Below are 23,320 nucleotides of genomic sequence, written 5' to 3' on the forward strand. Positions count from 1 at the left end.
CCGCCCCCCCCAGGAGGCCAGGAGGAACGTACGACCCCGTGGCGCCCGCCCGCTCGGCAGCCCGCACAAGAGTGCCCGCCCGCTGCCGTTAGGCTGACCCCCGTGAAGGTCCTCGTCATCGGCGGCGGTGCCCGCGAGCACGCGCTGTGCCGTTCCCTGTCCCTCGACCCCGACGTCAGCGCGCTGCACTGCGCGCCCGGCAACGCCGGCATCGGTGAGGTCGCCGAGCTGCACCCGGTCGACGCCCTGGACGGCAAGGCCGTCGCCGCGCTGGCCGTGGAGCTGGGCGCCGACCTCGTGGTCGTCGGCCCGGAGGCCCCGCTGGTCGCCGGGGTCGCCGACGCCGTGCGCGAAGCCGGCATCCCGGCCTTCGGCCCCTCCCGGGAGGCCGCGCGGCTGGAGGGCTCCAAGGCCTTCGCCAAGGACGTGATGGCCGGGGCGGGCGTCCCCACGGCCCGGTCGTACGTCTGCACGACCGCGGAGGAGGCCGCCGAGGCATTCGACGCCTTCGGCGCGCCGTACGTCGTCAAGGACGACGGCCTCGCCGCCGGCAAGGGCGTCGTCGTCACCGACGACCTGGAGACGGCCCGGGCGCACGCCGCCGCCTGCGAGCGGGTGGTCGTCGAGGAGTTCCTCGACGGTCCCGAGGTCTCCCTCTTCGCCGTCACCGACGGCGTGACGGTGCTGCCGCTCCAGCCCGCCCAGGACTTCAAGCGCGCCCTGGACGGCGACGAGGGCCCCAACACCGGCGGCATGGGCGCCTACTCCCCGCTGCCCTGGGCCGACCCCGCGCTGGTGGACGAGGTCCTGCACAGCGTGCTGCAGCCCACCGTCGACGAGCTGCGCCGCCGCGGCACCCCGTTCTCCGGGCTGCTCTACGCCGGTCTCGCGATCACCGGCCGCGGTGTCCGGGTGATCGAGTTCAACGCCCGGTTCGGCGACCCGGAGACCCAGGTGGTCCTGGCCCGGCTGCGGACCCCCCTGGCGGGCATCCTGATGGCGGCGGCCACCGGCACCCTCGCCCACCTGGAGCCGCTGCGCTGGAGCGAGGAGGCCGCCGTCACCGTGGTCGTCGCCTCGCACAACTACCCGGGCACGCCGCGCACCGGCGACGCGATCACCGGCCTCGGCGAGGTGGCCGCCCAGGACGCCCCGCACGCGTACGTGCTGCACGCCGGCACCCGGCGGGACGGCGACGAGATCGTGAGCGCGGGCGGCCGGGTGCTGTCCGTGACGGCCACCGGCGGGGACCTGACCGAGGCCCGCGAGCGCGCGTACACCGCCGTCGGCCGCATCCGCCTCGACGGTTCCCAGCACCGTACGGACATCGCGGCGAAGGCCGCGGCGGACGCGTAGCGGGCGCGCCCGCACGCGGGACGCGCGGGAACGGACCTGCCCAGGCCCCGGACACCGATCCGGGGCCTGATCCTTGCTGTCTGTCAGCCACCTCTGACCAAAGCCATTCCATCGAGTGAGCAATCGCCCATCCGGCTGACGTGGGCCGGGGCCCCAACTAGGGTGCGGCGCAAGCGTTCCGGCACTTGGCCCACCGGCATTGCGATGTCAGTGGCGGGTGCCACAGTGGGGGAGTGAGCAACTCAGGGCAGTCGGCGCAGTCGGGAGGGGGTGACGTCCGGTCGTGACCAGTACGGGTAGGGGCGCGGGTACGAGTACGCAGGTCGGCGCGGTGTCGGCGCGCTCCCGTGCCCTGGCCGTGCTGCGGGTGCGCGGCCGGGCGCTGGCCGTCGCCGTGCTGCCCGCCGCCGTCGCCGTGGTCCTGCTGGCCGGCGGTTCCACCGGCCACCTCGTGGGCCGCGGCTGGGACGCGGCCCGGTGGGCGGTCGGCGCGCCGGCGGTCGTGGTGCTGCTCGCCGCCGCGGGTGTCGGACTGGTCGTCGCGCGGGCCCGGCCCGCGACGAGCCCGACGGTCCCGGTCCCCGAGTCGTCCGCCCCGGACCTGTACCGCCTGGTGCGCGACCTCGCCGACCGCCTCGACGTCCCCGCTCCGTCCGCCATAGCGCTCACCCCGGACTGCGACAGCTGGCTGGAGGACCGTACGCACCCGGCGCACGGCCCGCCCGCGAGTGACGGCGGCGGCGACGAGCCGGAGGGGCCGCGCGGCCTGCCCCCGGACCGTTCCCGCCGCGCGCCGGCGGCTCCGGTGCTCGTCATCGGCTCCCCGTTCCTGTGGTGGATGCGCGTGGGCGAGCTGCGGGCCGTCCTCGCCCCGGTCGTCGCCGGTACGGGCCCCTCGGCGCACCCGGACATAGCCGCGGCCCGCCGTTTCGTCCGCGGCCTGGACGCGGCGGTGGCCGCCGCGTCCACCACGGGCCGCCGCTTCCTGTCGCACGCGCTGTGCGCGGGCGTCGGCTGGGTGGCCCGGCTGATGCTGCGCGGCTGCCGGGAGGACGCGGCCCAGATGGAGCGGGGGGTGGCGGCGGCCGCCGCCGCGCGGGCCCAGGCGGTGGACTACGGGCTGCGGATCGTCGCCCAGGAGCAGGTGGGCCTGGCGTACGCGGGCTGGGACCGGCTGCTGACCCGGGTCGCGCTGCCCGCCTGGCGGATGGGCCGCTGGCCCTCCCGGCTGGACGCGGGCGTCGTCGCGGCCCTCACCGAGCTGTCCCGCCGGGACCGTCTCGCCGAGGGTTTCGCCTCCCGGCTCGGCGAGCGGCCGGCCTGCGATCTGCTGGAGGAGCCCGGCGCGATCGACGAGGCCGTCTCCCTGCTGGCCGCGCGGCTCTTCCACGGCGGCCCGGCCGAACGCGGCCCGGGTTGGTCCCCGGTGAACTGGGAGGACTACCCGGACGAGGTCGTGGACCGCAAATGGCGCACCGAGGCCGCCCGGCTGCACCGCGTCCTGGACACCCTGGGCGTACGCCGCTCCGCCGACTCCCCGGCCGCCGACGCGCACGGCGCGACGCTGGCCCGGGTCCTGGACCATCTGGCCTCCCCGCCGCACACCCTCGCGCCCGGCGACCACGGCTCCGCCACGACGAAGAAGGGTCCGGCGGCGTCGTCCCCCGCCGGCACCACAGGCACCACAGGCACCACAGGCATCGCGGGCGCCGGGGTCGGCGGCCACGGGAGCAGACCGGTGACGGCCGGTCATGACGGCGCGGCCAGTTCCCTGGGCGACGTGATATCCGGCGATGCGGACCGCACCCGGCCCGGCGCCCCGGACGGCAGACCGGCAGGCACCCCGGACGGTGTCGCTGTCGCGATACCGGACCGGGACGAAGCGCCCGGCGCCGATCCGGCCCCCGTTCCGGTTCCCGCTACCGGTCCCGGTCCCTATACCGATACAGATGCCGACGCGTACCGCGACACCGACGCATACCCCGACCCCGACGGCGACGCAGACCTCGGCAACGAACGCGGTGCCGCCCTCGCCGCCTGCCTCAGCGCCGAGCTGGCCCGCGAGCAGGCAGCCGCACCGACCGCCGACGCCCCGGCCACCGCGCAGACAGCCGCGCAGCCAACCGCACAGGCAGCCGCGCCGGCCGCCGCCCACGCCGCCGTCCAGGCTCCGGGCACGGCTCCCGCCCCGCTCTCCTGGGACGAGGGCCCGCTGCCCCTGTTCCCCCTCCAGCCCCCGCGCACCGGCCGCGACCTCCTCGCCGACCACGTCACCGCGATGGTGTGCTGCGCCGCGATGGACACCGCCGGAGCCGCCCCCGGACTGGACTGGCTCGACGGCCCGTCCCTCCTGATCAACGGGGAGCGGGCCGCCGACCTCGGGCCCAAGGTCCTCGCCCTGGTCGAGGACGGCGACCCGGCACCGCTGCGGAGCTGGCTGAACGACGCGGGCATACGTCCGGAGAAGCCGGTGCGCCTGGCCTGACCCCGGCCGTCGGCGGACCGGAGGAGGCTCTACCGGACCCCCTCCTTCCACTTTCGGTCAATTCGCAACGAGTAGTGACAGCATGCGTGCGGTATGTGATGTGCTGGGAGCGGCCGCGCACGTGACAGTCGCATACGACAGCACGTGACAGTCGCATACGACATACGCCACCCGCCGCCACAGGAAGCCGCGAAGGAACCAAGCCGCGAAGGAACCAAGCCGCGAAGGAACACATCCGCACCGCCGCACAGGCAGAGCACGGGGGCACGAGGGAGGGGACAGCCATGGGATCGGAGCGCATCCGCCGCTGGGAGTCGGGAGCCCTCGCACACGCCGTGACGGACCCTTTCGGCCAGGGCCCCGTGCCCTGGCTGCGCGGCAGCGAGACGTACTTCGACGACACCGGCCACGTCGTGCCGTGGTACGTCGACCCGCAGCCGGACACCGGCGGGGCGACCGCCGCCGGGCGCCGCGTCCCGGCCCCCCGCGCCGGCGGGGGCGGTCCCCGCTCGGCCGACGACGTGCGCCGCCAGATCAAGGGCTTCGCCTCCACCGGGGCCGTCTCCCCCGGCGAGGCGATCGACTTCCACATCACCGTCGACCCGCCCCAGGAGTTCGGCGTCGACGTCTACCGCATCGGCCACTACGGCGGCGACGGCGCCGCCCAGATCACCACCAGCCCGTGGCTGTCCGGCATCGTCCAGCCCGCGCCGCTGACCGCCGACCGCACGGTCTCCTGCCACCACTGGTGGCTGTCCTGGCGGCTGCAGATCCCGTCGTACTGGAGCATCGGCGCGTACGTCGCCGTGCTGACCACCGCCGACGGCTACCGCTCGCACATCCCGTTCACGGTCCGCGACGACCGGCCGGCCGACCTGCTCCTGCTGCTGCCCGACGTCACCTGGCAGGCGTACAACCTCTACCCGGAGGACGGCCACACCGGCGCCAGCCTCTACCACGCCTGGGACGAGGAGGGCCGGCTGCTCGGCGAGGCCGAGGCGGCGACCACGGTCTCCTTCGACCGGCCGTACGCGGGCGCGGGCCTGCCCCTGCACGTGGGCCACGCCTACGACTTCATCCGCTGGGCCGAGCGCTACGGCTACGACCTCGCCTACGCCGACGCCAGCGACCTGCACGCGGGCCGCGTGGACCCCACCCGCTACCGGGGCCTGGTCTTCCCCGGTCACGACGAGTACTGGTCGGTCCCGATGCGCCGCACCGCCGAACTCGCCCGCGAGCACGGCACCTCGCTCGTCTTCCTGTCCGCCAACACCATGTACTGGCAGGTGGAGCTGGGCCCGTCCCCGGCCGGAGTCCCCGACCGCCTGCTGACCTGCCGCAAACGCAAGGGCCCCGGCCGACCGGTGCTGTGGCGGGAGATCGACCGGCCAGAGCAGCAACTGGCCGGCATCCAGTACGCCGGCCGCGTCCCCGAGCCGCACCCGCTGATCGTCCGCAACGCCGGCCACTGGCTGTGGGAGGCGACCGGGGCACGGGAGGGCGAGGAGATCGACGGCCTGGTGGCGGGCGAGGCCGACCGCTACTTCCCGCGCACCCCGCTGCCCGAGCACCAAGGCCGCATCCTGCTCGCCCACTCCCCGTACACCGACGGCGAGGGCGCCACGCGCCACCAGGAGACGTCCCTGTACCGGGCCCCGTCCGGCGCGCTGGTGTTCGCGTCCGGGACGTTCGCCTGGTCCCCGGCGCTGGACCGCCCGGGCCATGTGGACCCCCGCATCCAGCGGGCCACCGCCAACCTCCTGGACCGCATCTGCAAGCGCGACTGAGCACCGCGCCCCCGCCACCCCGTCCCCCCGCTGTCCGCCGCCCCTGTCCGATACGGGAGAATCGGTGCATTGGACAGAACCACGGGGAGGAACCGTGTCCGGATTCGTCGAAAAGCCCGAGCCGATCCAGGTTCCGGGTCTGGTGCATCTGCACACCGGCAAGGTGCGCGAGCTGTACCGGAACGAGGCGGGCGACCTCGTGATGGTCGCCAGCGACCGCATGTCCGCCTACGACTGGGTGCTGCCCACCGAGATCCCCGACAAGGGCCGGATTCTCACCCGGCTCTCCCTGTGGTGGTTCGACCGCCTCGCCGATCTCGCCCCCCACCACGTGCTCAGCACCGATGTGCCCGAGGGCGCCCCGGCCGACTGGGCCGGCCGCACCCTGGTCTGCAAGTCGCTGAAGATGGTCCCGGTGGAGTGCGTGGCCCGCGGCTATCTCACCGGCTCGGGCCTGGCCGAGTACAAGGCGTCCCGCACGGTCTGCGGCCTCGCCCTCCCCGAGGGCCTGGTCGACGGCTCCGAGCTGCCCGCCCCCCTCTTCACCCCGGCCACCAAGGCCGAGGTCGGCGAGCACGACGAGAACGTCTCCTACGAGGAGGTGGCCCGCCAGGTCGGCGCCGAGACCGCCGCCCAGCTGCGCCAGGCCACCCTCGCCGTCTACGGCCGGGCCCGGGACATCGCCCGTGAGCGGGGGATCGTCCTGGCCGACACCAAGTTCGAGTTCGGCTTCGACGGGGAGACGCTGGTCCTCGCCGACGAGGTGCTCACCCCGGACTCCTCCCGCTTCTGGCCGGCCGACCAGTGGCAGCCGGGCCGCGCGCAGCCGTCGTACGACAAGCAGTTCGTCCGTGACTGGCTGACCTCGGCCGAGTCCGGCTGGGACCGCACGGGTGAGCAGCCCCCGCCGCCACTGCCCGAGCCGGTGGTGGAGGCGACCCGGGCCAAGTACGTGGAGGCGTACGAGCGGCTGACCGGCACCAGCTGGTCGTAGGACGGGCACAGGACATGAAGAAGCCCCCCGGTGAGGACCGGGGGGCTTCTCGCTGGAGCGGACGACGAGGCTCGAACTCGCGACCTCAACCTTGGCAAGGTTGCGCTCTACCAACTGAGCTACGTCCGCAGTGCGCCGTGGCGCGAGAGCTACTATACCCAACCGCGCTCGCGGGCGAGGCGTACCGCCGCATGCCGGTTGTCCGCACCGAGTTTCGTCACCGCCGACGACAGGTAGTTCCGTACGGTCCCCGCGGAGAGCGCGGCCCGCTCGGCGATCTCCGTGACCGGCGCCCCGTCCGCCGCCAGCTCCAGCACCTCGGCCTCCCGCGCGGTCAGCGGGGAGTCCCCGGCGGAGATCGCGTCGGCGGCCAACTCGGGGTCGACGTAGCGGTTTCCGGCGTGCACGGTCCGGATGATCTCGGCGAGCCGCTGGGCGCTGACGGTCTTGGGCACAAAGCCGCGCACGCCCGCCGCGAGGGCCCGTTTGAGATGGCCGGGCCGCCCGTGGCTGGTCACGATCAGCACCCGGCAGCCGGGCAGTTCGGCTCGCAGCGATGTGGCGACCTTCACACCGTCCGCGCCCGGCATCTGCAGGTCGAGGACGGCCACGTCGGGTGTGTGCGCCCGCGCCATGGCCAGCGCCTCCGGCCCGCTCGCCGCCTCCGCGACGATCAGCAGGTCGTCCTCCAGGGAGAGCAGCGCGGCGAGCGCGCCCCGGATCAGGTGCTCGTCGTCGGCGAGGAGCAGTCGTACGGGGGCGGTGGACGTCGTCATGGGGTGACCTCGTTCAGGGGTGCGGTCCCGCCGCTGGGGCGGGCGGGGTGCGGCCGGGTGCTGGACGGCGGTGCGTCCGGCGCCAGCGGGACCTGGGCGGTCAGCCGGAACCGGTCGCCGTCCACCGGCCCGGCCCGCAACGTCCCGTCGAGGTCCGCCAGCCGCTCGCGCAGCCCGGCGAGTCCGCTGCCGGGCCGGCCGGCGGCACCGGGCGGGGGCGCCCCGTCGTTCTCCACGGTCAGCTCGGCCAGGCCGCCGGCCACCCGCAGGGCGACCGTGCAGTGCCGGGCGTCGCCGTGCCGCAGCACGTTCGTGGCGGCCTCGCGGACCACCCAGCCCAGCGCGGACTGCACGGGTACGGGCAGCGTGGCCGCCGAGCCGCTGACGGCGCAGTCGATGCCGGCCGCCTCCAGCACACCCTGGGCACCGGCGAGTTCCGCGCCGAGGTCGGCCTCCCGGTAGCCGCGGACCACCGCGCGCACCTCGCGCTGCGAGTCCTGGGCCAGCCGCTGCACCTCGATCATCTGCTCCACCGCCTCGGGCCGGCCGCGGCGGCCCAACTGCACCGCCAGTTCGGCCTTGAGCGCGATCACCGCGAGATTGCGGCCGAGCACGTCGTGCAGGTCCCGGCCGAACCGCAGCCGTTCCTCGGCGACGGCGAGCCGGGCCTCGACCTCGCGGGCGCGTTCGGCCTCCCACAGCACCGACAGGGTCCAGGCGCCGCAGCGCGAGGCCAGCAGCGACATGGCCGCGGCGAAGGCGACCAGCAGGCCGGTGACGACGGCGTCGGTGGCCGTGCCGACGGCGAGCGCGGACACGGCCATGAGGACCGCCGCCAGCACGGCGCAGCGGCGCAGGAACACGGACACCGTCACCAGCAGCCCGTACAGCAGGCCGAACGGCAGCAGCGCGGCGCCGATCGCCAGCCGTGCCGTCCAGGCGGCGAGCCCGCCCACGAGGGTCAGCGCCACCGGCAGGACCAGCGCGAGGACCAACAGCACGAAGGAGGCGCGCAGGGTCCGCACGGGCAGCGGGCCGCGGCCCAGGTAGTGGTCGAGCGCGGGCCGGGCGAGCCGGCCGGCGACCACGCACTGCAGCAGCCCCACGACGAGCAGCAGCCCGCCGAGGACCAGCGGCAGCGGCCGGTGGCGCAGGGCGCCGGCGACGGGCATTTCGAGCCAGCTGAGCGCGAACACCCAGATCGTGGCGCGCCAGGTGATCAGGCTGTGCAGCTCGACCCGTTCGGCCTTGCTGCGCTCGCGCCAGGCGCGCCGCTGCCACCTCCGGACCCCGCTGAACACAGTCGCTCCTCCTGCCGTGGGCCTGCCGTGGGCCTGTCTTGGGCTTTGTCTCGGGCTTTGTCGTGGGCGCGGCGCGGTCAGCGCCGGGGCTCCCAGCGGAACCACCGCCGTACAGCAAACACCGCGGCCGCCGACCAGGCCAGTGCCACCGCCAGCGCCCGCAGCACCTCGGCGGCGCTCAGGTCGCCGGTCCAGCCGCCGCGCACCAGCGTGATCACCGGGGTGAGCGGCAGCAGGGCGCAGATCCGGGCGAGGCGGTCGGGCATCAGCTCCAGCGGGAACACGACACCCGAGCCCACCATGGAGACCATGATCAGCGGGATCGCGGTGACCTGGGCGCTCTCCACGGTCCGGGTGAAGCCCGAGGTGACCGCCGCCAGCAGTGTGCACAGCACCAGTCCGAGCAGCAGTCCGAGGACGGCGAGCTGAGGGGCGTGCGGGGCGGACAGGTGGAGCAGGGCGGTGCAGCCGGCCACCAGGATCAGCGACTGCACCAGGCCGGTGACGGCGGCGGGCAGCCCCGCTCCGGTGAGGATCTCCAGGTCGCGCGGCTCGCCGGTGCGCAGCCGTTTGAGGACGAGCTGCTCGCGCCGGGCGACGAACACGCCGACGAGCGTGGAGTACACGGCGAACAGCAGCGAGAAGCCGATGGCGGCGGGCAGCATGACCAGCCCGACGGTGAGCCCGGCGTCCTCCAGATGCATCCCGTCGGCCGCCGAGCGCACGCTGAACGGCAGCCCGAGCGGCACGATCAGGGCCGCGACCAGGGTGCTCCTGCTGCGCAGGAACAGGGTGAGTTCGGCGCGGGCGAGCGCGGCCATACGGCCCACCGGCGTGGTGGGGGCGGCGCGCCTCGCGGCCGCCGGGGCGGTGGAGGTGGTGGATGCGGTGTTCATGCGACGGCCTCCTCGTGCCGGGCGGCGGAGGCTTCCCGCGCGATGCCGAGGAACGCCTCCTCCAGTGAGGCCGACCTGGCGTCCAGGCGGCGCAGTTCGAGTCCGGCCTGCCGGGCCCACAGCAGCACTTCCGTGGCCGTGCGCTGCAACTCGCGGGTGTGCAGCCGCACGACGGCACCGTCCGTCTCATGTCCGCACACGCCGAGCGTGCCGAGCGGCGGCAGGTCTCCCAGCAGGTGGCCGTGGGGCAGTTCGAAGGAGATCCGGGACGGCTGCGCGGCGGTGACCTCGGCCGGGGTGCCGGCGGCGGCGATGCGTCCCTCGTGCAGGATCGCGAGCCGGTCGGCCAGGTCCTCGGCCTCCTCCAGGTAGTGCGTGGTGAGCAGCACGGTCGTCCCGCCGTCGCGCAGTGACCGGACCAACTCCCAGGTGTCCCGCCGCCCTTCGGCGTCCAGGCCGGTCGTCGGCTCGTCCAGGAACAGCACCTCGGGGTCACCGAGCAGCGCGAGCGCCAGGTCCAGACGGCGCCGTTCGCCGCCGGACAGCTGTTTCACCCGTACGCCGGTGCGCCGTTCCAGGCCGACCAGGGCCAGCGCCTCCTGCGGCGGGCGTGCTCCGCTCACGCACCCGGCCCACATGCGGGCGGTCTCCTCCACGGTCAGTTCCGAGGGGAAGCCGCCCTCCTGGAGCATCACGCCGGTACGCGGCCGTACGGTGGCACGTTCGGCGTAGGGGTCATGGCCCAGGACGCGTACCCGTCCCGAGGCGGGCGCGGCCAGGCCCTCCAGCAGTTCGACCGTCGAGGTCTTTCCGGCGCCGTTGGTGCCCAGCAGCGCGAAGACCTCGCCTCGTTTCACGTGAAACGTGACCCCGCGTACGGCCTCGAACCCGCCCCCGTAGACACGGCGGAGGTCGGTGACCTCGATCACGTGCTCGTGTTCGTCCCTGTTCATGAATCCAGCGTCGGGCCGGGCGGTGGCCGGCGGCAGTGCGCGGTGTCATCGGCCGTCATGACAAATGTCAGGGGGACCTGGGCGCGGAGAGGGGAAGCGGCGCATACGAAAAGACCCCGGTCCAATGGACCGGGGTCTTATTCCCGAGCGGACGACGAGGCTCGAACTCGCGACCTCAACCTTGGCAAGGTTGCGCTCTACCAACTGAGCTACGTCCGCATTGCCTCCGACCGGCTCCCACCGATCGGCGCGAGCACCAGCCTACCTGATCCACAAGAGTGGTCGGGACCGGCGGTGCAGAGCGGGTGACAGGAATCGCACACTGCGCCTTCCCCCTGGAAGGGGGATGTTCTACTACTGAACTACACCCGCGTGTACTCCGTGGGTCTCGGCTTTTCGGCCTCGCCCCTCGGCGTGCTCCAGACATTAGCTGATCAGCAGGGGGGTTGCGCAAGTCGGCTGTTCCCAGGGCCCGCTGACGGGCCCTGGGGCGCACCGGTGGCCGGGGGCCGGGCCCTCACCGGGCGGCACTGAACGCCTCGTAGACCTTCTTGGGGATGCGGCCGCGGGCCGGCACGTCCATCTTGTTGGCCTGCGCCCAGGCCCGGACGGCGGAGGGATCGGGGGCGACCTCCGTCTGCCGGTACGCCTTGCCCGACCTCGACTGCTTGCGGCCGGCCTCCACGTACGGCGCGAGCGCCTTCCGCAGTTTCTTGGCATTGGCTTGGTTCAGGTCGATCTCGTAGAACCTGCCGTCGAGTCCGAAGGCGATCGTCTCCGCCGCTTCCGAGCCGTCGATGTCGTCAAAGAGAGTGACCACGACACGCTGCGCCACGAATATCGGTCCCTTCGTGCGGCACCTCTGCGACCGCTTGCTCCGCCATGACATGGGGAGATGTTCGGAGATGCCGACTGTTCGCCTGTTATCGGGGAAAGTATCGGCTGTTGCCAATTCATTTGTACAGTGCCGGGCATTGCGAAGTGAAGCCCTGACTAAATCTGTCCGCGTGTCCCGGGCGCAATACCGGTTCCGGGGCGGAACGCCGAACTTTCCCAGAACTTTTCTCGAAGACCCCCCACCCGGTCGCCGGGTGACGGCCGTCACGTACTTTCCTCCTACTCTACCCGCGTAGAAATTTTGTGCGGGTAGTCTGAAGGAACCTGCTCAGCACCACACACCGGGAGTGCCAGTGGCACGCGTCGTAGTCGACGTCATGCTCAAGCCGGAGATCCTCGACCCCCAGGGCCAGGCGGTGCAGCGCGCACTGCCGCGCCTGGGTTTCGACGGCATCTCCGACGTACGTCAGGGAAAGCGATTCGAACTGGAAGTGGACGGGCCCGTCGACGAGGCCGCGCTCGCCCGCATTCACGATCTTGCCGAATCCTTCCTCGCCAACACCGTGATCGAGGACTTCACCGTCAAGGTCGAGTCCGATGACGTCGTCGCGGGGGCCGCGAAGTGACCGCTCGTATTGGCGTCGTCACTTTCCCGGGCAGCCTGGACGACCGGGACACCCAGCGCGCGATCCGCCTCGCGGGCGCCGAGCCGGTCGCCCTGTGGCACAAGGAGAAGGACCTCCGCCAGGTCGACGCGGTCGTCCTGTGCGGCGGTTTCTCCTACGGCGACTATCTGCGGGCGGGCGCCATCGCGCGCTTCTCGCCGGTGATGGACACGCTCATCGAGCAGGCGAAGGCCGGGCTGCCGGTGCTCGGCATCTGCAACGGCTTCCAGATCCTCACCGAGGCCCATCTGCTGCCGGGCGCGATGCTGGGCAACGATCACCTCCACTTCATCTGCCGCGACCAGAAGCTGCGGGTGGAGAACGCCGAGACTGCCTGGACCGGCGACTACACCGCCGGCCAGGAGATCCACATCCCGCTGAAGAACATGGACGGCCGGTACGTCGCCGACGCGTACACGCTCGACCGGCTGGAGGCGGAGGGCCGGGTCGCCTTCCGCTACCTGGACGGCAACCCCAACGGCTCGCTCAACGACATCGCCGGCATCACCAACGAGGCCGGGAACGTCGTCGGCCTCATGCCGCACCCCGAGCACGCCACCGAGCCGCTGATCGGCACCGGCCGCACCGACGGCCTCCCGTTCTTCACCTCGATCCTCAAGAAGCTGGTCACCGCATGAGCAGGACGCCTCTGGACACGGTCGAGCACGCGGCCGCGACCCCCGACGTCGAGCTGCCCTGGGCCGAACTGGGCCTGAAGAAGGACGAGTACGAGCGGGTCGTGGAGATCCTCGGCCGCCGCCCGACCGGCGCCGAACTCGCCATGTACTCGGTCATGTGGTCCGAGCACTGCTCGTACAAGTCCTCCAAGGTCCATCTGCGCCAGTTCGGCGAGAAGGCCCCCGAGTCCGACGCGATGCTCGTCGGCATCGGCGAGAACGCCGGTGTCGTCGACGTCGGCCAGGGCTACGCCGTCACCTTCAAGGTGGAGTCGCACAACCACCCCTCGTACGTCGAGCCCTACCAGGGCGCGGCCACCGGCGTGGGCGGCATCGTGCGCGACATCATCGCGATGGGCGCCCGCCCGGTCGCCGTGGTGGACCCGCTGCGCTTCGGCGCGGCCGACCACCCCGACACCAAGCGGGTGCTGCCCGGCGTGGTCGCCGGCATCGGCGGCTACGGCAACTGCCTGGGCCTGCCCAACATCGGCGGCGAGGTCGTCTTCGACGCCTGCTACCAGGGCAACCCGCTGGTCAACGCCGGTGCCATCGGCGTGATGCGGCACGAGGACATCCACCTCGCCAAGGCGTCCGGCGCCGGCAACAAGGTCGTCCTGTACGGGGCCCGGACCGGCGGCGACGGCATCGGCGGCGCCTCGATCCTGGCCTCGGAGACCTTCGACGACGCCAAGCCCTCCAAGCGCCCGGCCGTCCAGGTCGGCGACCCCTTCCAGGAGAAGCTGCTCATCGAGTGCACCCTGGAGGCGTTCGCCGAGAAGCTGGTCGTCGGCATCCAGGACCTGGGCGCGGCCGGCCTGTCCTGCGCCACCTCCGAGCTGGCCTCCAACGGTTCCGGCGGGATGCGCGTCACCCTGGACGACGTCCCGCTGCGCGACTCGACGCTCTCGCCCGAGGAGATCCTCATGAGCGAGTCGCAGGAGCGCATGTGCGCGGTCGTCGAGCCGGAGAAGGTCGACCGGTTCCTGGAGATCTGCGCGAAGTGGGACGTCATCGCCACCGTCATCGGTGAGGTGACCGACGGCGACCGTCTGGAGATCTACTGGCACGGCGGCAAGATCGTCGACGTCGACCCGCGCACTGTCGCCCACGAGGGCCCGGTCTACGAGCGCCCCTACGCCCGTCCCTCCTGGCAGGACGCCCTCCAGGCCGACGACGCCGGCAAGCTGCCCCGGCCGGAGTCCGCCGAGGAGCTGAGGGAGCAGGTCCTCCAGCTGGTGGCGTCCCCGAACCAGGCGTCCAAGAAGTGGATCACCCAGCAGTACGACCACTTCGTGCAGGGCAACACCGTGCTGGCCATGCCCGAGGATTCCGGCATGATCCGCGTCGACGAGGAGACCGGCCTCGGGGTCGCCCTCGCCACGGACGGCAACGGCCGCTACGCCAAGCTCGACCCGTACACGGGCGCGCAGCTTGCGCTCGCGGAGGCGTACCGCAATGTCGCCACCACCGGCGCCAAGCCGCTGGCGGTCTCCGACTGCCTGAACTTCGGCTCCCCGGAGGACCCGGCGGTCATGTGGCAGTTCGCGGAGGCCGTACGCGGTCTCGCCGACGGCTGCCTCCAGCTCGGCACGCCGGTGACCGGCGGCAACGTCTCGCTCTACAACCAGACCGGCGAGGCGGCCATCCACCCGACGCCGGTCGTCGCCGTCCTCGGCGTGATCGACGACGTGGCCCGCCGCACCCCGGTCGCCTTCCAGGAGGAGGGCCAGCTGATCTACCTCCTCGGGGACACCCGCGAGGAGTTCGGCGGCTCGGCCTGGTCGCAGGTGGTCCACGACCACCTGGGCGGCCTGCCCCCCAAGGTCGACCTGGAGCGGGAGCGGCTGCTGGCCGAGATCCTGATCTCCGCCTCCCGCGACGGCATGATCGACTCCGCGCACGACCTGTCGGACGGCGGCCTGGTCCAGGCGGTCGTGGAGTCGGCGCTGCTGGGCGGCAAGGGCGCCCGGCTGGTCGTACCGGACGGCCTGGACGCGTTCACCTTCCTGCTCTCCGAGTCCGCGGGCCGCGCGATCGTCGCCGTCCCGCGCTCCGAGGAGGTCCGCTTCAACGACATGTGCGGGGCACGCGGCCTGCCCGCCACCCGCATCGGCGTCGTCGACGGCGACACGGTCGAGGTCCAGGGCACCTTCACCCTGCCCCTGACCGAACTCCGCGAGGCCCACGAGAACACGATCCCGGCGCTGCTGGCGTAGTGGTCCGCCCACGCACCGAAGGTCCCGGCCGGGAAGACGGCCGGGACCTTCGTGCGTTCCGCGGGGCTTCACCCGCGGCGGCACGTGCCGGTCTACGGCATGTGGCGGCAGACGTCGCGGCGGTCCGGTGGGTCCGCGGCCTGATCCGTAAGGGCCTGAGAGGCCCCGCCGTGAAGGCATAGGCTCGCCGCCATGCCCCCGGCCAAGAAGCGCACCCGGACCTACGACCCCGTCAGGACCCGTACGGCGGTCCTCGCGCAGTTCGGCGCCGTACGCGCGGCCGTGAGCGCCCTGACGCCCGAGCAGTACGCGCTGCCCGCCCGGTCCGGTGGCCGGAGTGTGCGGGAACTGGTCGTGCGCACCGGCGCCGCCGTCACGGCCGTGGGCCGCCTGCTCGCGCTGCCCGAGCCCGCGCGGCCGGACGCCGTCCTCCTGGACTGGCCGTCCGCGGCCGCCGCCGACCGCGCGGCCGCCGACGACGACGTGACCCGGGTGCTCGCCGCGGACCCTCCCGGCCTCGACGCCTGGCTCGCGGACGCCGGGCGGGACCTGGCCGACCAGCTCGACCGGCACCCCGGCACCCGGCTGCTCGCCACCGCCGCCGGCGCCCTGCCGCTCGCCGACTACCTGGTCACCCGCGCCGTCGAACTCGTCGTCCGCACCGACGACCTGAACGCCGCCGTGCCCGGCCTGGACATCCCGTTCGACCGCCAGGCGCTGGCCGCCTGCACCCGCCTGCTGGCCGACGCGCTCGCCGTGAAGGCACCCGGCGGCTCGACCGAGGTGCGGGTGCCGCCGTACGCCGTCGTGCAGTGCGTGCCGGGCCCCCGGCACACCCGCGGCACCCCGCCCAACGTCGTCGAGACCGACCCGCTGACCTGGGTCCGGCTGGCCACCGGGCGGACCACCTGGCGGCAGGCGCTCGCGGACGCCGCGGTGAGCGCCGGCGGGGAGCGGGCCGACCTCGGGGAACTGCTCCCGCTGATGGGCTGAGCCGAGGACTGAGCCCCTCGGCGCCGGGGCGCGGCGCCCGCCCGGTGTGCGACACCTCACTCCCGTTCGCCCACCGGACGCCCGCCCAGGCACCCGTCACCCGGCCCGCCGCCCCGACCGGCTCCGCGCTACGCGCGTTGACCTGCGCAAACCGCAAAAGCACCGAAACGCGGGCGGGTGAGTGATCCACAACTGCCGCCCATCCCCAATTCGGACCAGCGGGCGGCCTCGCCTACACTCGGTGGCGTGCCACGTGGTGACGGTCGACTCAATCACGATCTGCTCCCCGGTGAGAAAGGCCCCCAGGACGCATGCGGCGTCTTCGGTGTCTGGGCTCCGGGCGAAGAGGTCGCAAAGCTCACGTACTTCGGGCTCTACGCCCTCCAGCATCGGGGCCAGGAATCCGCGGGAATCGCGGTCAGCAACGGCTCCCAGATCCTCGTCTTCAAGGACATGGGCCTCGTCTCCCAGGTCTTCGACGAGACCTCGCTCGGTTCGCTCCAGGGTCACATCGCGGTCGGACACGCCCGCTACTCGACCACCGGCGCCTCCGTGTGGGAGAACGCCCAGCCGACGTTCCGTGCCACCGCGCACGGCTCGATCGCCCTCGGCCACAACGGCAACCTGGTCAACACGGCCCAGCTCGCCGAGATGGTCGCCGCCCTGCCCAAGGACACCAACGGCCGTTCGACCCGCGTCGCGGCCACCAACGACACCGACCTGCTCACGGCCCTGCTGGCCGCCCAGGTCGACGCCGACGGCAAGCCGCTGACCATCGAGGAGGCGGCCCACACCGTCCTCCCGCAGGTCAAGGGCGCCTTCAGCCTCGTCTTCATGGACGAGCACACCCTCTACGCGGCCCGCGACCCGCAGGGCATCCGCCCGCTGGTCCTCGGCCGCCTGGAGCGCGGCTGGGTGGTCGCCTCCGAGTCCGCCGCGCTCGACATCTGCGGCGCCAGCTATGTGCGCGAGATAGAGCCGGGCGAGTTCGTCGCCATCGACGAGAACGGCCTGCGCACCTCTCGATTCGCAGAAGCGAAGCCCAAGGGCTGTGTCTTCGAGTACGTCTACCTGGCCCGCCCGGACACCGACATCGCCGGCCGGAACGTCTATCTCTCCCGGGTCGAGATGGGCCGCCGCCTCGCCAAGGAGGCGCCCGCCGAGGCCGATCTGGTGATAGCGACCCCGGAGTCCGGCACCCCCGCCGCCATCGGTTACGCCGAGGCGTCCGGCATCCCCTTCGGCAGCGGCCTGGTGAAGAACGCCTACGTCGGCCGCACCTTCATCCAGCCCTCGCAGACCATCCGCCAGCTCGGTATCCGCCTCAAGCTGAACCCGCTGAAGGAAGTCATCAAGGGCAAGCGCCTGGTCGTCGTCGACGACTCGATCGTGCGCGGCAACACCCAGCGCGCCCTGGTCCGCATGCTCCGCGAGGCCGGCGCCGCCGAGGTGCACATCCGGATCTCCTCGCCGCCGGTGAAGTGGCCCTGCTTCTTCGGCATCGACTTCGCCACCCGCGCCGAGCTGATCGCCAACGGCATGAGCACCGACGAGATCGGCACCTCGCTGGGCGCCGACTCGCTGGCCTACATCTCCATCGACGGCATGATCGAGGCGACCACGATCGCCAAGCCGAACCTGTGCCGCGCCTGCTTCGACGGGGAGTACCCGATGGAGCTGCCCGACCCGGAGCTGCTCGGCAAGCAGCTGCTGGAGACCGAGCTGGCCGCCGGCCCCGCCGCCACGGCCGCGGCCGACGCGATCCGGCGCCCGTAGGCGCCCGTCAGCCCCGTATTCCCAACCTGAAAGATCCCAGGCAATGTCTGAGACTGCCACCGGCGCGTCCGGTGCTTCCTACGCGGCTGCCGGCGTCGACATCGAGGCGGGCGACCGCGCGGTGGAACTGATGAAGGAGTGGGTGAAGAAGACGCGCCGCCCCGAGGTCCTCGGCGGCATCGGCGGCTTCGCCGGCCTCTTCGACGCCTCCGCCCTCAAGCGCTACGAGCGGCCGCTGCTGGCCTCCGCCACCGACGGCGTCGGCACCAAGGTCGACATCGCCCGGCAGCTGGGCGTGTACGACACCATCGGCCACGACCTGGTCGCCATGGTCATGGACGACATCGTCGTGTGCGGCGCCGAGCCGCTGTTCATGACCGACTACATCTGCGTCGGCAAGGTGCACCCCGAGCGGGTCGCCGCGATCGTCAAGGGCATCGCCGAAGGCTGTGTGCTGGCCGGCTGCGCCCTGGTGGGCGGCGAGACCGCCGAGCACCCGGGGCTGCTCGGCGCGGACGACTTCGACGTCGCCGGCGCCGGCACGGGTGTCGTGGAGGCCGACCGGCTGCTCGGCCCGGACCGCATCCGCGAGGGCGACACGGTGATCGCCATGGCCGCCTCCGGCCTGCACTCCAACGGCTACTCCCTGGTCCGGCACGTGCTGCTGAACCAGGCGAAGCTGGCGCTGGACGCCCATGTCGAGGAGTTCGGCCGCACCCTCGGCGAGGAGCTGCTGGAGCCGACCAGGATCTACTCGCTGGACTGCCTGGCGCTGACCCGCACCACCGACGTGCACGCCTTCAGCCACGTCACCGGCGGCGGGCTCGCGGCCAACCTGGCCCGGGTGATCCCGGACGGCCTGCACGCCGTCGTGGACCGCGCCACCTGGACCCCCGCCCCGGTCTTCGACCTGGTCGGCCGGACGGGCGAGGTCGAGCGGCTCGAACTGGAGAAGACCCTCAACATGGGCGTCGGCATGATCGCGATCGTGCCCGCCGAGTCGACCGACGCGGCCCTGGCCACGCTGGCCGACCGCGGGGTGGAGGCCTGGACCGCCGGCGAGATCACCGCCCGGGGCGAGCACACCACGGGCGCCGCCCTGGTGGGCGACTACGCGTAAGGAGCCGGTGACGAGCCGGTGACGGCAGCACAAAACCCGGTCCGGCGCTGGCGGCGCCGGACCGGGTGAAGTGCAGAACCTGCGATTCGCGTGAAGCAGCAGAAAAGCTGCAGGCGTCAGGCGCCGCGCCGGTGTTGTGAGGATTGGTCCTGCTCGTCCTCGTCGTCGTCCTCATAGAGGTCGGCGTACCGTGCGTACAGGTCGTCGTCTTGCTCATCGTCCTCGAACCGGTCGCGGTCGCCGTTCGTCGGCGGCGCCGGATTCGACGTCGATGCGCCCAGCTCCTCGGCCAGGCGTGAGAGGTCAGTCCCACCGCTGTTGTACTTCAGCTGGCGGGCGACCTTCGTCTGCTTGGCCTTGGCCCGGCCGCGCCCCATGGCTCGACCCCCTCAACGACGGGGCTCGATGGCCCCAGAGTCTGACACGCGTTCATGTTCCGGAACGGGCTCTCCGCAGAGAGACCGGTCCGTAGGGCTTCCACGGTACCTGAGCCCGCGGCCATACGGTACGTCGCCCGTAGGACGCGCGTGTGCGCAGAACCAGCGAGGTGCCCCGTCCTCGCTGGTCAGTGGCGATTTTAACCACTTATCCGAGGGCGACCCGCCGGTGGAAGTGAGAGTTCTCTCCAACCGGCCTCCGGCGGGTACCGGTCATCCGTACGGTACGCGGGCTCTCACCGCGTGCGCGCCGCGCGCGCCTCCGCCATCCGCTGCTCGGCGATCCGGTCGGCCGCCGCGGCCGGCGGAATCCCGTCTTCCTTCGCACGTGCGAAGATTGCGAGCGTGGTGTCGAAGATCTTCGCGGCCTTCGCCTTGCAGCGCTCGAAGTCGAAGCCGTGCAGCTCGTCGGCGACCTGGATGACACCGCCGGCGTTCACCACGTAGTCCGGCGCGTAGAGGATCCCGCGGTCGGCGAGGTCCTTCTCCACCCCCGGGTGCGCGAGCTGGTTGTTGGCCGCGCCGCACACCACCTTCGCGGTGAGCAGCGGCACCGACACGTCGTTCAGCGCGCCGCCGAGGGCGCAGGGGGCGTAGATGTCGAGCCCCTCGGTGCGGATCAGCGCGTCGGTGTCGGCGGCCCGGCCGACCGACGGGTGCGCCTCGACGACCCGCTGCACGGCCTCCGGCCGCACGTCCGTGATCACGACCTCGGCGCCCTCGTCCAGCAGGTGCCGCACGAGGTGGTGCCCCACCTTGCCCACCCCCGCGACGCCCACCTTGCGGCCGCGCAGCACGGGGTCGCCCCACAGGTGCTGGGCGCTGGCCCGCATGCCCTGGTAGACACCGAACGCGGTCAGCACGGACGAGTCGCCCGCGCCGCCGTTCTCGGGGGAGCGGCCGGTGGTCCAGCGGCACTCGCGCGCCACCACGTCCATGTCGGCCACGTACGTGCCGACGTCGCACGCGGTGACGTAGCGCCCGCCGAGCGAGGCCACGCACCGCCCGTAGGCGAGCAGCAGTTCCTCGGTCTTGACCAGCTCCGGATCGCCGATGATCACGGCCTTGCCGCCGCCGTGGTCGAGCCCGGCCAGGGCGTTCTTGTACGACATGCCGCGGGCGAGGTTGAGCGCGTCGGCGACGGCCTCCTGCTCGCTCGCGTACGGGTAGAAGCGGGTGCCGCCGAGCGCGGGGCCCAGGGCGGTGGAGTGGAGGGCGATGACGGCCTTGAGGCCGCTGGCGCGGTCCTGGCAGAGCACGACTTGTTCGTGGCCGCCCTGCTCCGTGCGGAACAGGGTGTGCAGTACGTCAGCGTGCGCGCCGGTTACGTCGGTCACGGTGGTGACTCCCGGGTAAGTAGCGGCGGGTGGTGGGTCGTCCCCGTACGGGTGGCGGGGGCTGTGGCAGGAGAGTAGACCCTGACTCCGCCCGCCACCGGTGCAGTGGTCCGGATCACCCTCCCAGGAAGTACCTTCCCGCCCGGACGTGGCACGATTTGCAGTGGTTTTCCGTCCGTCCGGGCGCGGGCCGGGCGGGTTTCGGGCCCGGTCCGATGGGGAGGGAGCAAGGCGTGCCCAAGGTGTCCTCGGTGGTCGTCCCGTACGCGGCCTACTTGCGCGTCTACGAGCCGCTGGCCGCCTTCGCGGAGCCTGAGCGCAGCCACTGGGCGCGCTACGCCCGCCGTCCCGACCGCCCCTCCTACCAGGACGAACTGCGCCGTTCACTGGCCGATCTGCTGCCCGTCCCGCCGGTGGCGGTGCCGGTGCACGAGAGCCGGGACGCCTTCGTGCTCGACGTCGACGGGGTGGTCTGCGTCTGCCCCTGGCGCACCCGGCTGCGCGGCTGGCAGGCGCTGGACGAGCTGTCCGGGGAGTTGCCGGCGGTGGTCCTGGACGCGGTGCTGCCCCCGGTCGTACGGCGGCAGGCCGCGCAGGACTACGAGCGCTGGCTGGCCCGCAACCCCGACGCCCGCCCCTGGATCCGCACGGCGACCTGGCAGGTGCCGCTGCACTGGTTCGTCCTGGTTTCCGACGAGGAGCGCGAGTACGCCAAGGGCACCGGCGCCGAGCCGGCCGGCCCGGACGCCGGGGGCCCGGGCGACTTCGGGGCCGAGGTGCCTGCGCTGCGCTACCGGACGCCGATGGTGCAGGCCCGGCGGCGGGTGGCGCGCACCCTGCGGACGCTGCGCGACGCGATCGACGAGGGGCCGCTGATCGACGGCGTCGTGGACGTGGGCCGCTGGCTGGAGGAGTTCCACCCGCGCTCGCTGGTGGAACTGGACTACGGGGGGCTGGTGCACGTGCTGCCGGCCGGTGACCTGGAGGGCGATCATTCGGCGGCCGATGTGGCCGAGGGGGTCGAGGCGCTGCGCCAGGGCGACGGGGCGGCCGCGGGGGAGGCCTACGGACGGCTCCTGGAGCGCTGGCGGGCGGTGCGCGACCTGCGGTCGGCCAACTGACGCGCCCCGGAAGTGACCTGCGTCACGGCCCGAACAGTATCGAACAGCGTACGGTCAGAGCCCCCTTGTCCGAACTGACGGGACGTAGGTGTCGTTCCGGGCTTTTGTGTCAAGGGTGACGGACTGCACTTACAAGACCCTTGCCTCGGTTGCCCTTCCCCATGCCAAAATAGGACAAGGAGCCCGGGGAGGGCTCCTTCCGCCCACCTATGCTCCGCTTCGGGTGGAATCTCAGCATTGCACGCTTTGGGGGGTCTGGTGACTTCCTGATCGCCCTGTGACTGATCGTCACAGTGGCGTGACTGTCCGCTATGGCATGGTCCATCGGCATCCGTCGCTGATGAACACCTGGGAGGGCAATTCCATCGGTTTGGCCGACGCGGCTGGACAGATGGTGTAGTTGTAGTGCCGAGGACAAGCCGTTCGTCCTATAACCGACTCGACTCGCGTCCGCCATTTCGGGCAACGCGGGTCAAGGTGCAGAATTTAGAGGAAAGAACCGAGAAGGTTCGGTTCTCCCGAGGAGGCCGCTCATGACCGCTCGCACCCCTGATGCCGAGCCGCTGCTGACCCCCGCTGAGGTCGCCACCATGTTCCGCGTCGACCCCAAGACGGTCACGCGCTGGGCGAAGGCCGGCAAGCTCACGTCGATTCGCACGCTCGGCGGGCACCGCCGTTACCGCGAGGCCGAGGTCCGCGCTCTGCTCGCGGGCATCCCGCAGCAGCGCAGCGAGGCCTGAACAACTCCATAACCGGACATACCGACCGACCCCCCAATCGGCCGTCCTGTCCGGCCCACAGCTCCAAGCGACGCGGGTCCTGCCCCAACAGGGTCCACGCCCAGGCCGTCAGAGCTCTTCAGGCAAGTGAACAGGGTGCGTCGTCGATCGCGCTGGACTCCGCCGGGTCCAGCGCGATCTTTTTTGTGCGCCTCGCGGGGGCCGGGCGAGGGTTCTGTGAGCGGCCTTGTCGGACCCTGGGGAGGGGTGGCGGATCCTCGGTGGGCGACCTCGGGAACCAAGTGCAATTGCACATATTAAATTGACCCCTTGTAGGAGGGGTGTAAGGACTGAACTTTCGAAAACTCGCGTGGTGACACCCATCACACGGCGAGCCGCTTGTCGCACGCCGACGCGGTGCGCTAAAGGAGTCTCCGGTTCCACCGCCCCACGCCCGCAGGGGAGTTCGGGACCAGGCCCGGCCGCTTCACGCCATCGAGGAGGGCTCGCCCCGCAGCGCGTCCGGCAGCGGGTCCGGCTCCCGCAGCGGGTCCAGGGCCGCCTCGGGGGTCCTGGGGGTCTCGCGGGCGTCAGGGACGTCGCCAGGAGCCTCCAGGGGAGCGCTGTCCATCGTCAGGCGCAGCAGGCGGTGGCAGACGGGACAGTGGCGGGTGAGGTGGCGGTACGACGAGGCGGCCGCGAGGTGGGCGCGGAGCAACGCCCGTGTCCTGTGCCCGGCCGATGCGGATGCCGGTGCCGATGCAGCCATACGCCACCTCCAGCGAGCCGTGGGGGCCCTGCTTCTGAGGTACCGAGGGAAAGTGCCGCCGTCAAGACCGCGCAGGGCGACGGGAACACGAAGCCGGACACGAAG

General features: G+C 72.4%; 20 protein-coding genes and 3 tRNA genes. 12 read left to right on the forward strand and 11 right to left on the reverse strand.

The annotated features are described in order from the left end of the window. Nucleotides 1-102: 102 nt before the first annotated feature. From purD to ABZ858_RS33690, 4 genes are all read left to right on the forward strand, one after another. Entirely contained in the window at nucleotides 103-1,356 is a 1,254-nt protein-coding gene (gene purD / locus ABZ858_RS33675) for a phosphoribosylamine--glycine ligase (RefSeq protein ID WP_361387516.1), read from the forward strand. A gap of 283 nt (nucleotides 1,357-1,639) precedes the next feature. After that, complete coding sequence (locus ABZ858_RS33680) at nucleotides 1,640-3,841, forward strand: hypothetical protein (RefSeq protein ID WP_361387519.1); 2,202 nt, start codon at nucleotides 1,640-1,642, stop codon at nucleotides 3,839-3,841. 284 nt (nucleotides 3,842-4,125) lie between these two features. Continuing rightward, nucleotides 4,126-5,628 carry a N,N-dimethylformamidase beta subunit family domain-containing protein gene (locus tag ABZ858_RS33685; RefSeq protein ID WP_361387522.1) on the forward strand — a complete coding sequence of 501 codons (1,503 nt, stop codon included), beginning with the start codon at nucleotides 4,126-4,128 and terminating at the stop codon, nucleotides 5,626-5,628. A gap of 94 nt (nucleotides 5,629-5,722) precedes the next feature. Next, a complete protein-coding gene (locus ABZ858_RS33690; RefSeq protein ID WP_361387525.1) occupies nucleotides 5,723-6,622 on the forward strand; it encodes a phosphoribosylaminoimidazolesuccinocarboxamide synthase in 900 nt (299 codons plus the stop codon). A gap of 53 nt (nucleotides 6,623-6,675) precedes the next feature. Here ABZ858_RS33690 and ABZ858_RS33695 read toward each other — a convergent pair. The 8 genes from ABZ858_RS33695 to ABZ858_RS33730 form a co-directional block, all read right to left on the reverse strand. Next, a tRNA-Gly gene (locus ABZ858_RS33695) sits at nucleotides 6,676-6,751 on the reverse strand. A 23-nt stretch (nucleotides 6,752-6,774) separates the two neighbouring features. Then, nucleotides 6,775-7,398: a response regulator transcription factor gene (locus tag ABZ858_RS33700; protein ID WP_361387528.1), complete on the reverse strand. Its 624-nt coding sequence runs from the start codon at nucleotides 7,396-7,398 to the stop codon at nucleotides 6,775-6,777. Further along, entirely contained in the window at nucleotides 7,395-8,699 is a 1,305-nt protein-coding gene (locus tag ABZ858_RS33705) for a histidine kinase (RefSeq protein WP_361387531.1), read from the reverse strand. Before ABZ858_RS33705 ends, ABZ858_RS33700 begins: the two co-directional genes overlap by 4 nt. 77 nt (nucleotides 8,700-8,776) lie before the next feature. Further along, nucleotides 8,777-9,595: an ABC transporter permease gene (locus ABZ858_RS33710; protein ID WP_361387534.1), complete on the reverse strand. Its 819-nt coding sequence runs from the start codon at nucleotides 9,593-9,595 to the stop codon at nucleotides 8,777-8,779. After that, nucleotides 9,592-10,548 (reverse strand): ABC transporter ATP-binding protein, encoded by a 957-nt coding sequence (locus ABZ858_RS33715; protein ID WP_361387536.1) that lies wholly within the window; start codon nucleotides 10,546-10,548, stop codon nucleotides 9,592-9,594. The genes ABZ858_RS33710 and ABZ858_RS33715 overlap by 4 nt, the downstream gene beginning before the upstream one ends. Nucleotides 10,549-10,694: 146 nt before the next feature. After that, a tRNA-Gly gene (locus ABZ858_RS33720) sits at nucleotides 10,695-10,767 on the reverse strand. Between the two features lie 81 nt (nucleotides 10,768-10,848). Then, nucleotides 10,849-10,920, reverse strand: a tRNA-Gly gene (locus tag ABZ858_RS33725). Between the two features lie 145 nt (nucleotides 10,921-11,065). Then, a complete protein-coding gene (locus ABZ858_RS33730) occupies nucleotides 11,066-11,383 on the reverse strand; it encodes an Lsr2 family protein (protein ID WP_361387538.1) in 318 nt (105 codons plus the stop codon). Nucleotides 11,384-11,738: 355 nt separating this feature from the next. Here ABZ858_RS33730 and purS point away from each other — a divergent pair, with 355 nt between their 5' ends. The 6 genes from purS (at nucleotide 11,739) to purM (ending at nucleotide 18,832) form a co-directional block, all read left to right on the forward strand. Next, the gene (purS, locus tag ABZ858_RS33735; protein ID WP_018566380.1) at nucleotides 11,739-12,011 is read left to right on the forward strand and encodes a phosphoribosylformylglycinamidine synthase subunit PurS; all 273 of its coding nucleotides are present in this window, start codon (nucleotides 11,739-11,741) and stop codon (nucleotides 12,009-12,011) included. Next, nucleotides 12,008-12,688 (forward strand): phosphoribosylformylglycinamidine synthase subunit PurQ, encoded by a 681-nt coding sequence (gene purQ / locus ABZ858_RS33740; RefSeq protein WP_361387541.1) that lies wholly within the window; start codon nucleotides 12,008-12,010, stop codon nucleotides 12,686-12,688. The genes purS and purQ overlap by 4 nt, the downstream gene beginning before the upstream one ends. Next, entirely contained in the window at nucleotides 12,685-14,943 is a 2,259-nt protein-coding gene (gene purL, locus ABZ858_RS33745) for a phosphoribosylformylglycinamidine synthase subunit PurL (RefSeq protein WP_361387544.1), read from the forward strand. The genes purQ and purL overlap by 4 nt, the downstream gene beginning before the upstream one ends. A gap of 192 nt (nucleotides 14,944-15,135) precedes the next feature. Continuing rightward, nucleotides 15,136-15,936, forward strand: coding sequence for a sterol carrier family protein (locus tag ABZ858_RS33750; protein WP_361387547.1), 801 nt, complete (start codon nucleotides 15,136-15,138; stop codon nucleotides 15,934-15,936). 246 nt (nucleotides 15,937-16,182) lie between these two features. Beyond that, complete coding sequence (gene purF / locus ABZ858_RS33755; RefSeq protein WP_361387550.1) at nucleotides 16,183-17,712, forward strand: amidophosphoribosyltransferase; 1,530 nt, start codon at nucleotides 16,183-16,185, stop codon at nucleotides 17,710-17,712. A 43-nt stretch (nucleotides 17,713-17,755) separates the two neighbouring features. Further along, the gene (purM, locus tag ABZ858_RS33760) at nucleotides 17,756-18,832 is read left to right on the forward strand and encodes a phosphoribosylformylglycinamidine cyclo-ligase (protein ID WP_361387553.1); all 1,077 of its coding nucleotides are present in this window, start codon (nucleotides 17,756-17,758) and stop codon (nucleotides 18,830-18,832) included. A gap of 116 nt (nucleotides 18,833-18,948) precedes the next feature. Here the strand turns inward: purM and ABZ858_RS33765 are convergent, their stop codons facing one another. Both ABZ858_RS33765 and ABZ858_RS33770 read right to left on the reverse strand, forming a co-directional pair. Then, the gene (locus ABZ858_RS33765) at nucleotides 18,949-19,209 is read right to left on the reverse strand and encodes a DUF3073 domain-containing protein (RefSeq protein WP_361387556.1); all 261 of its coding nucleotides are present in this window, start codon (nucleotides 19,207-19,209) and stop codon (nucleotides 18,949-18,951) included. Between the two features lie 296 nt (nucleotides 19,210-19,505). After that, a complete protein-coding gene (locus ABZ858_RS33770; protein WP_361387559.1) occupies nucleotides 19,506-20,606 on the reverse strand; it encodes a Glu/Leu/Phe/Val dehydrogenase dimerization domain-containing protein in 1,101 nt (366 codons plus the stop codon). 233 nt (nucleotides 20,607-20,839) lie between these two features. Between ABZ858_RS33770 and ABZ858_RS33775 the strand changes: the two genes are divergently transcribed. Both ABZ858_RS33775 and bldC read left to right on the forward strand, forming a co-directional pair. Then, nucleotides 20,840-21,727 (forward strand): hypothetical protein, encoded by an 888-nt coding sequence (locus tag ABZ858_RS33775; RefSeq protein WP_361387562.1) that lies wholly within the window; start codon nucleotides 20,840-20,842, stop codon nucleotides 21,725-21,727. 533 nt (nucleotides 21,728-22,260) lie between these two features. After that, complete coding sequence (gene bldC, locus ABZ858_RS33780; RefSeq protein WP_003949541.1) at nucleotides 22,261-22,467, forward strand: developmental transcriptional regulator BldC; 207 nt, start codon at nucleotides 22,261-22,263, stop codon at nucleotides 22,465-22,467. Between the two features lie 466 nt (nucleotides 22,468-22,933). Here the strand turns inward: bldC and ABZ858_RS33785 are convergent, their stop codons facing one another. Then, complete coding sequence (locus tag ABZ858_RS33785; RefSeq protein ID WP_361387565.1) at nucleotides 22,934-23,215, reverse strand: DUF6274 family protein; 282 nt, start codon at nucleotides 23,213-23,215, stop codon at nucleotides 22,934-22,936. Between the last annotated feature and the right edge of the window lie 105 nt (nucleotides 23,216-23,320).

This window comes from Streptomyces sp. NPDC047017 (genome assembly GCF_040644175.1).
GTDB lineage: Bacteria > Actinomycetota > Actinomycetes > Streptomycetales > Streptomycetaceae > Streptomyces.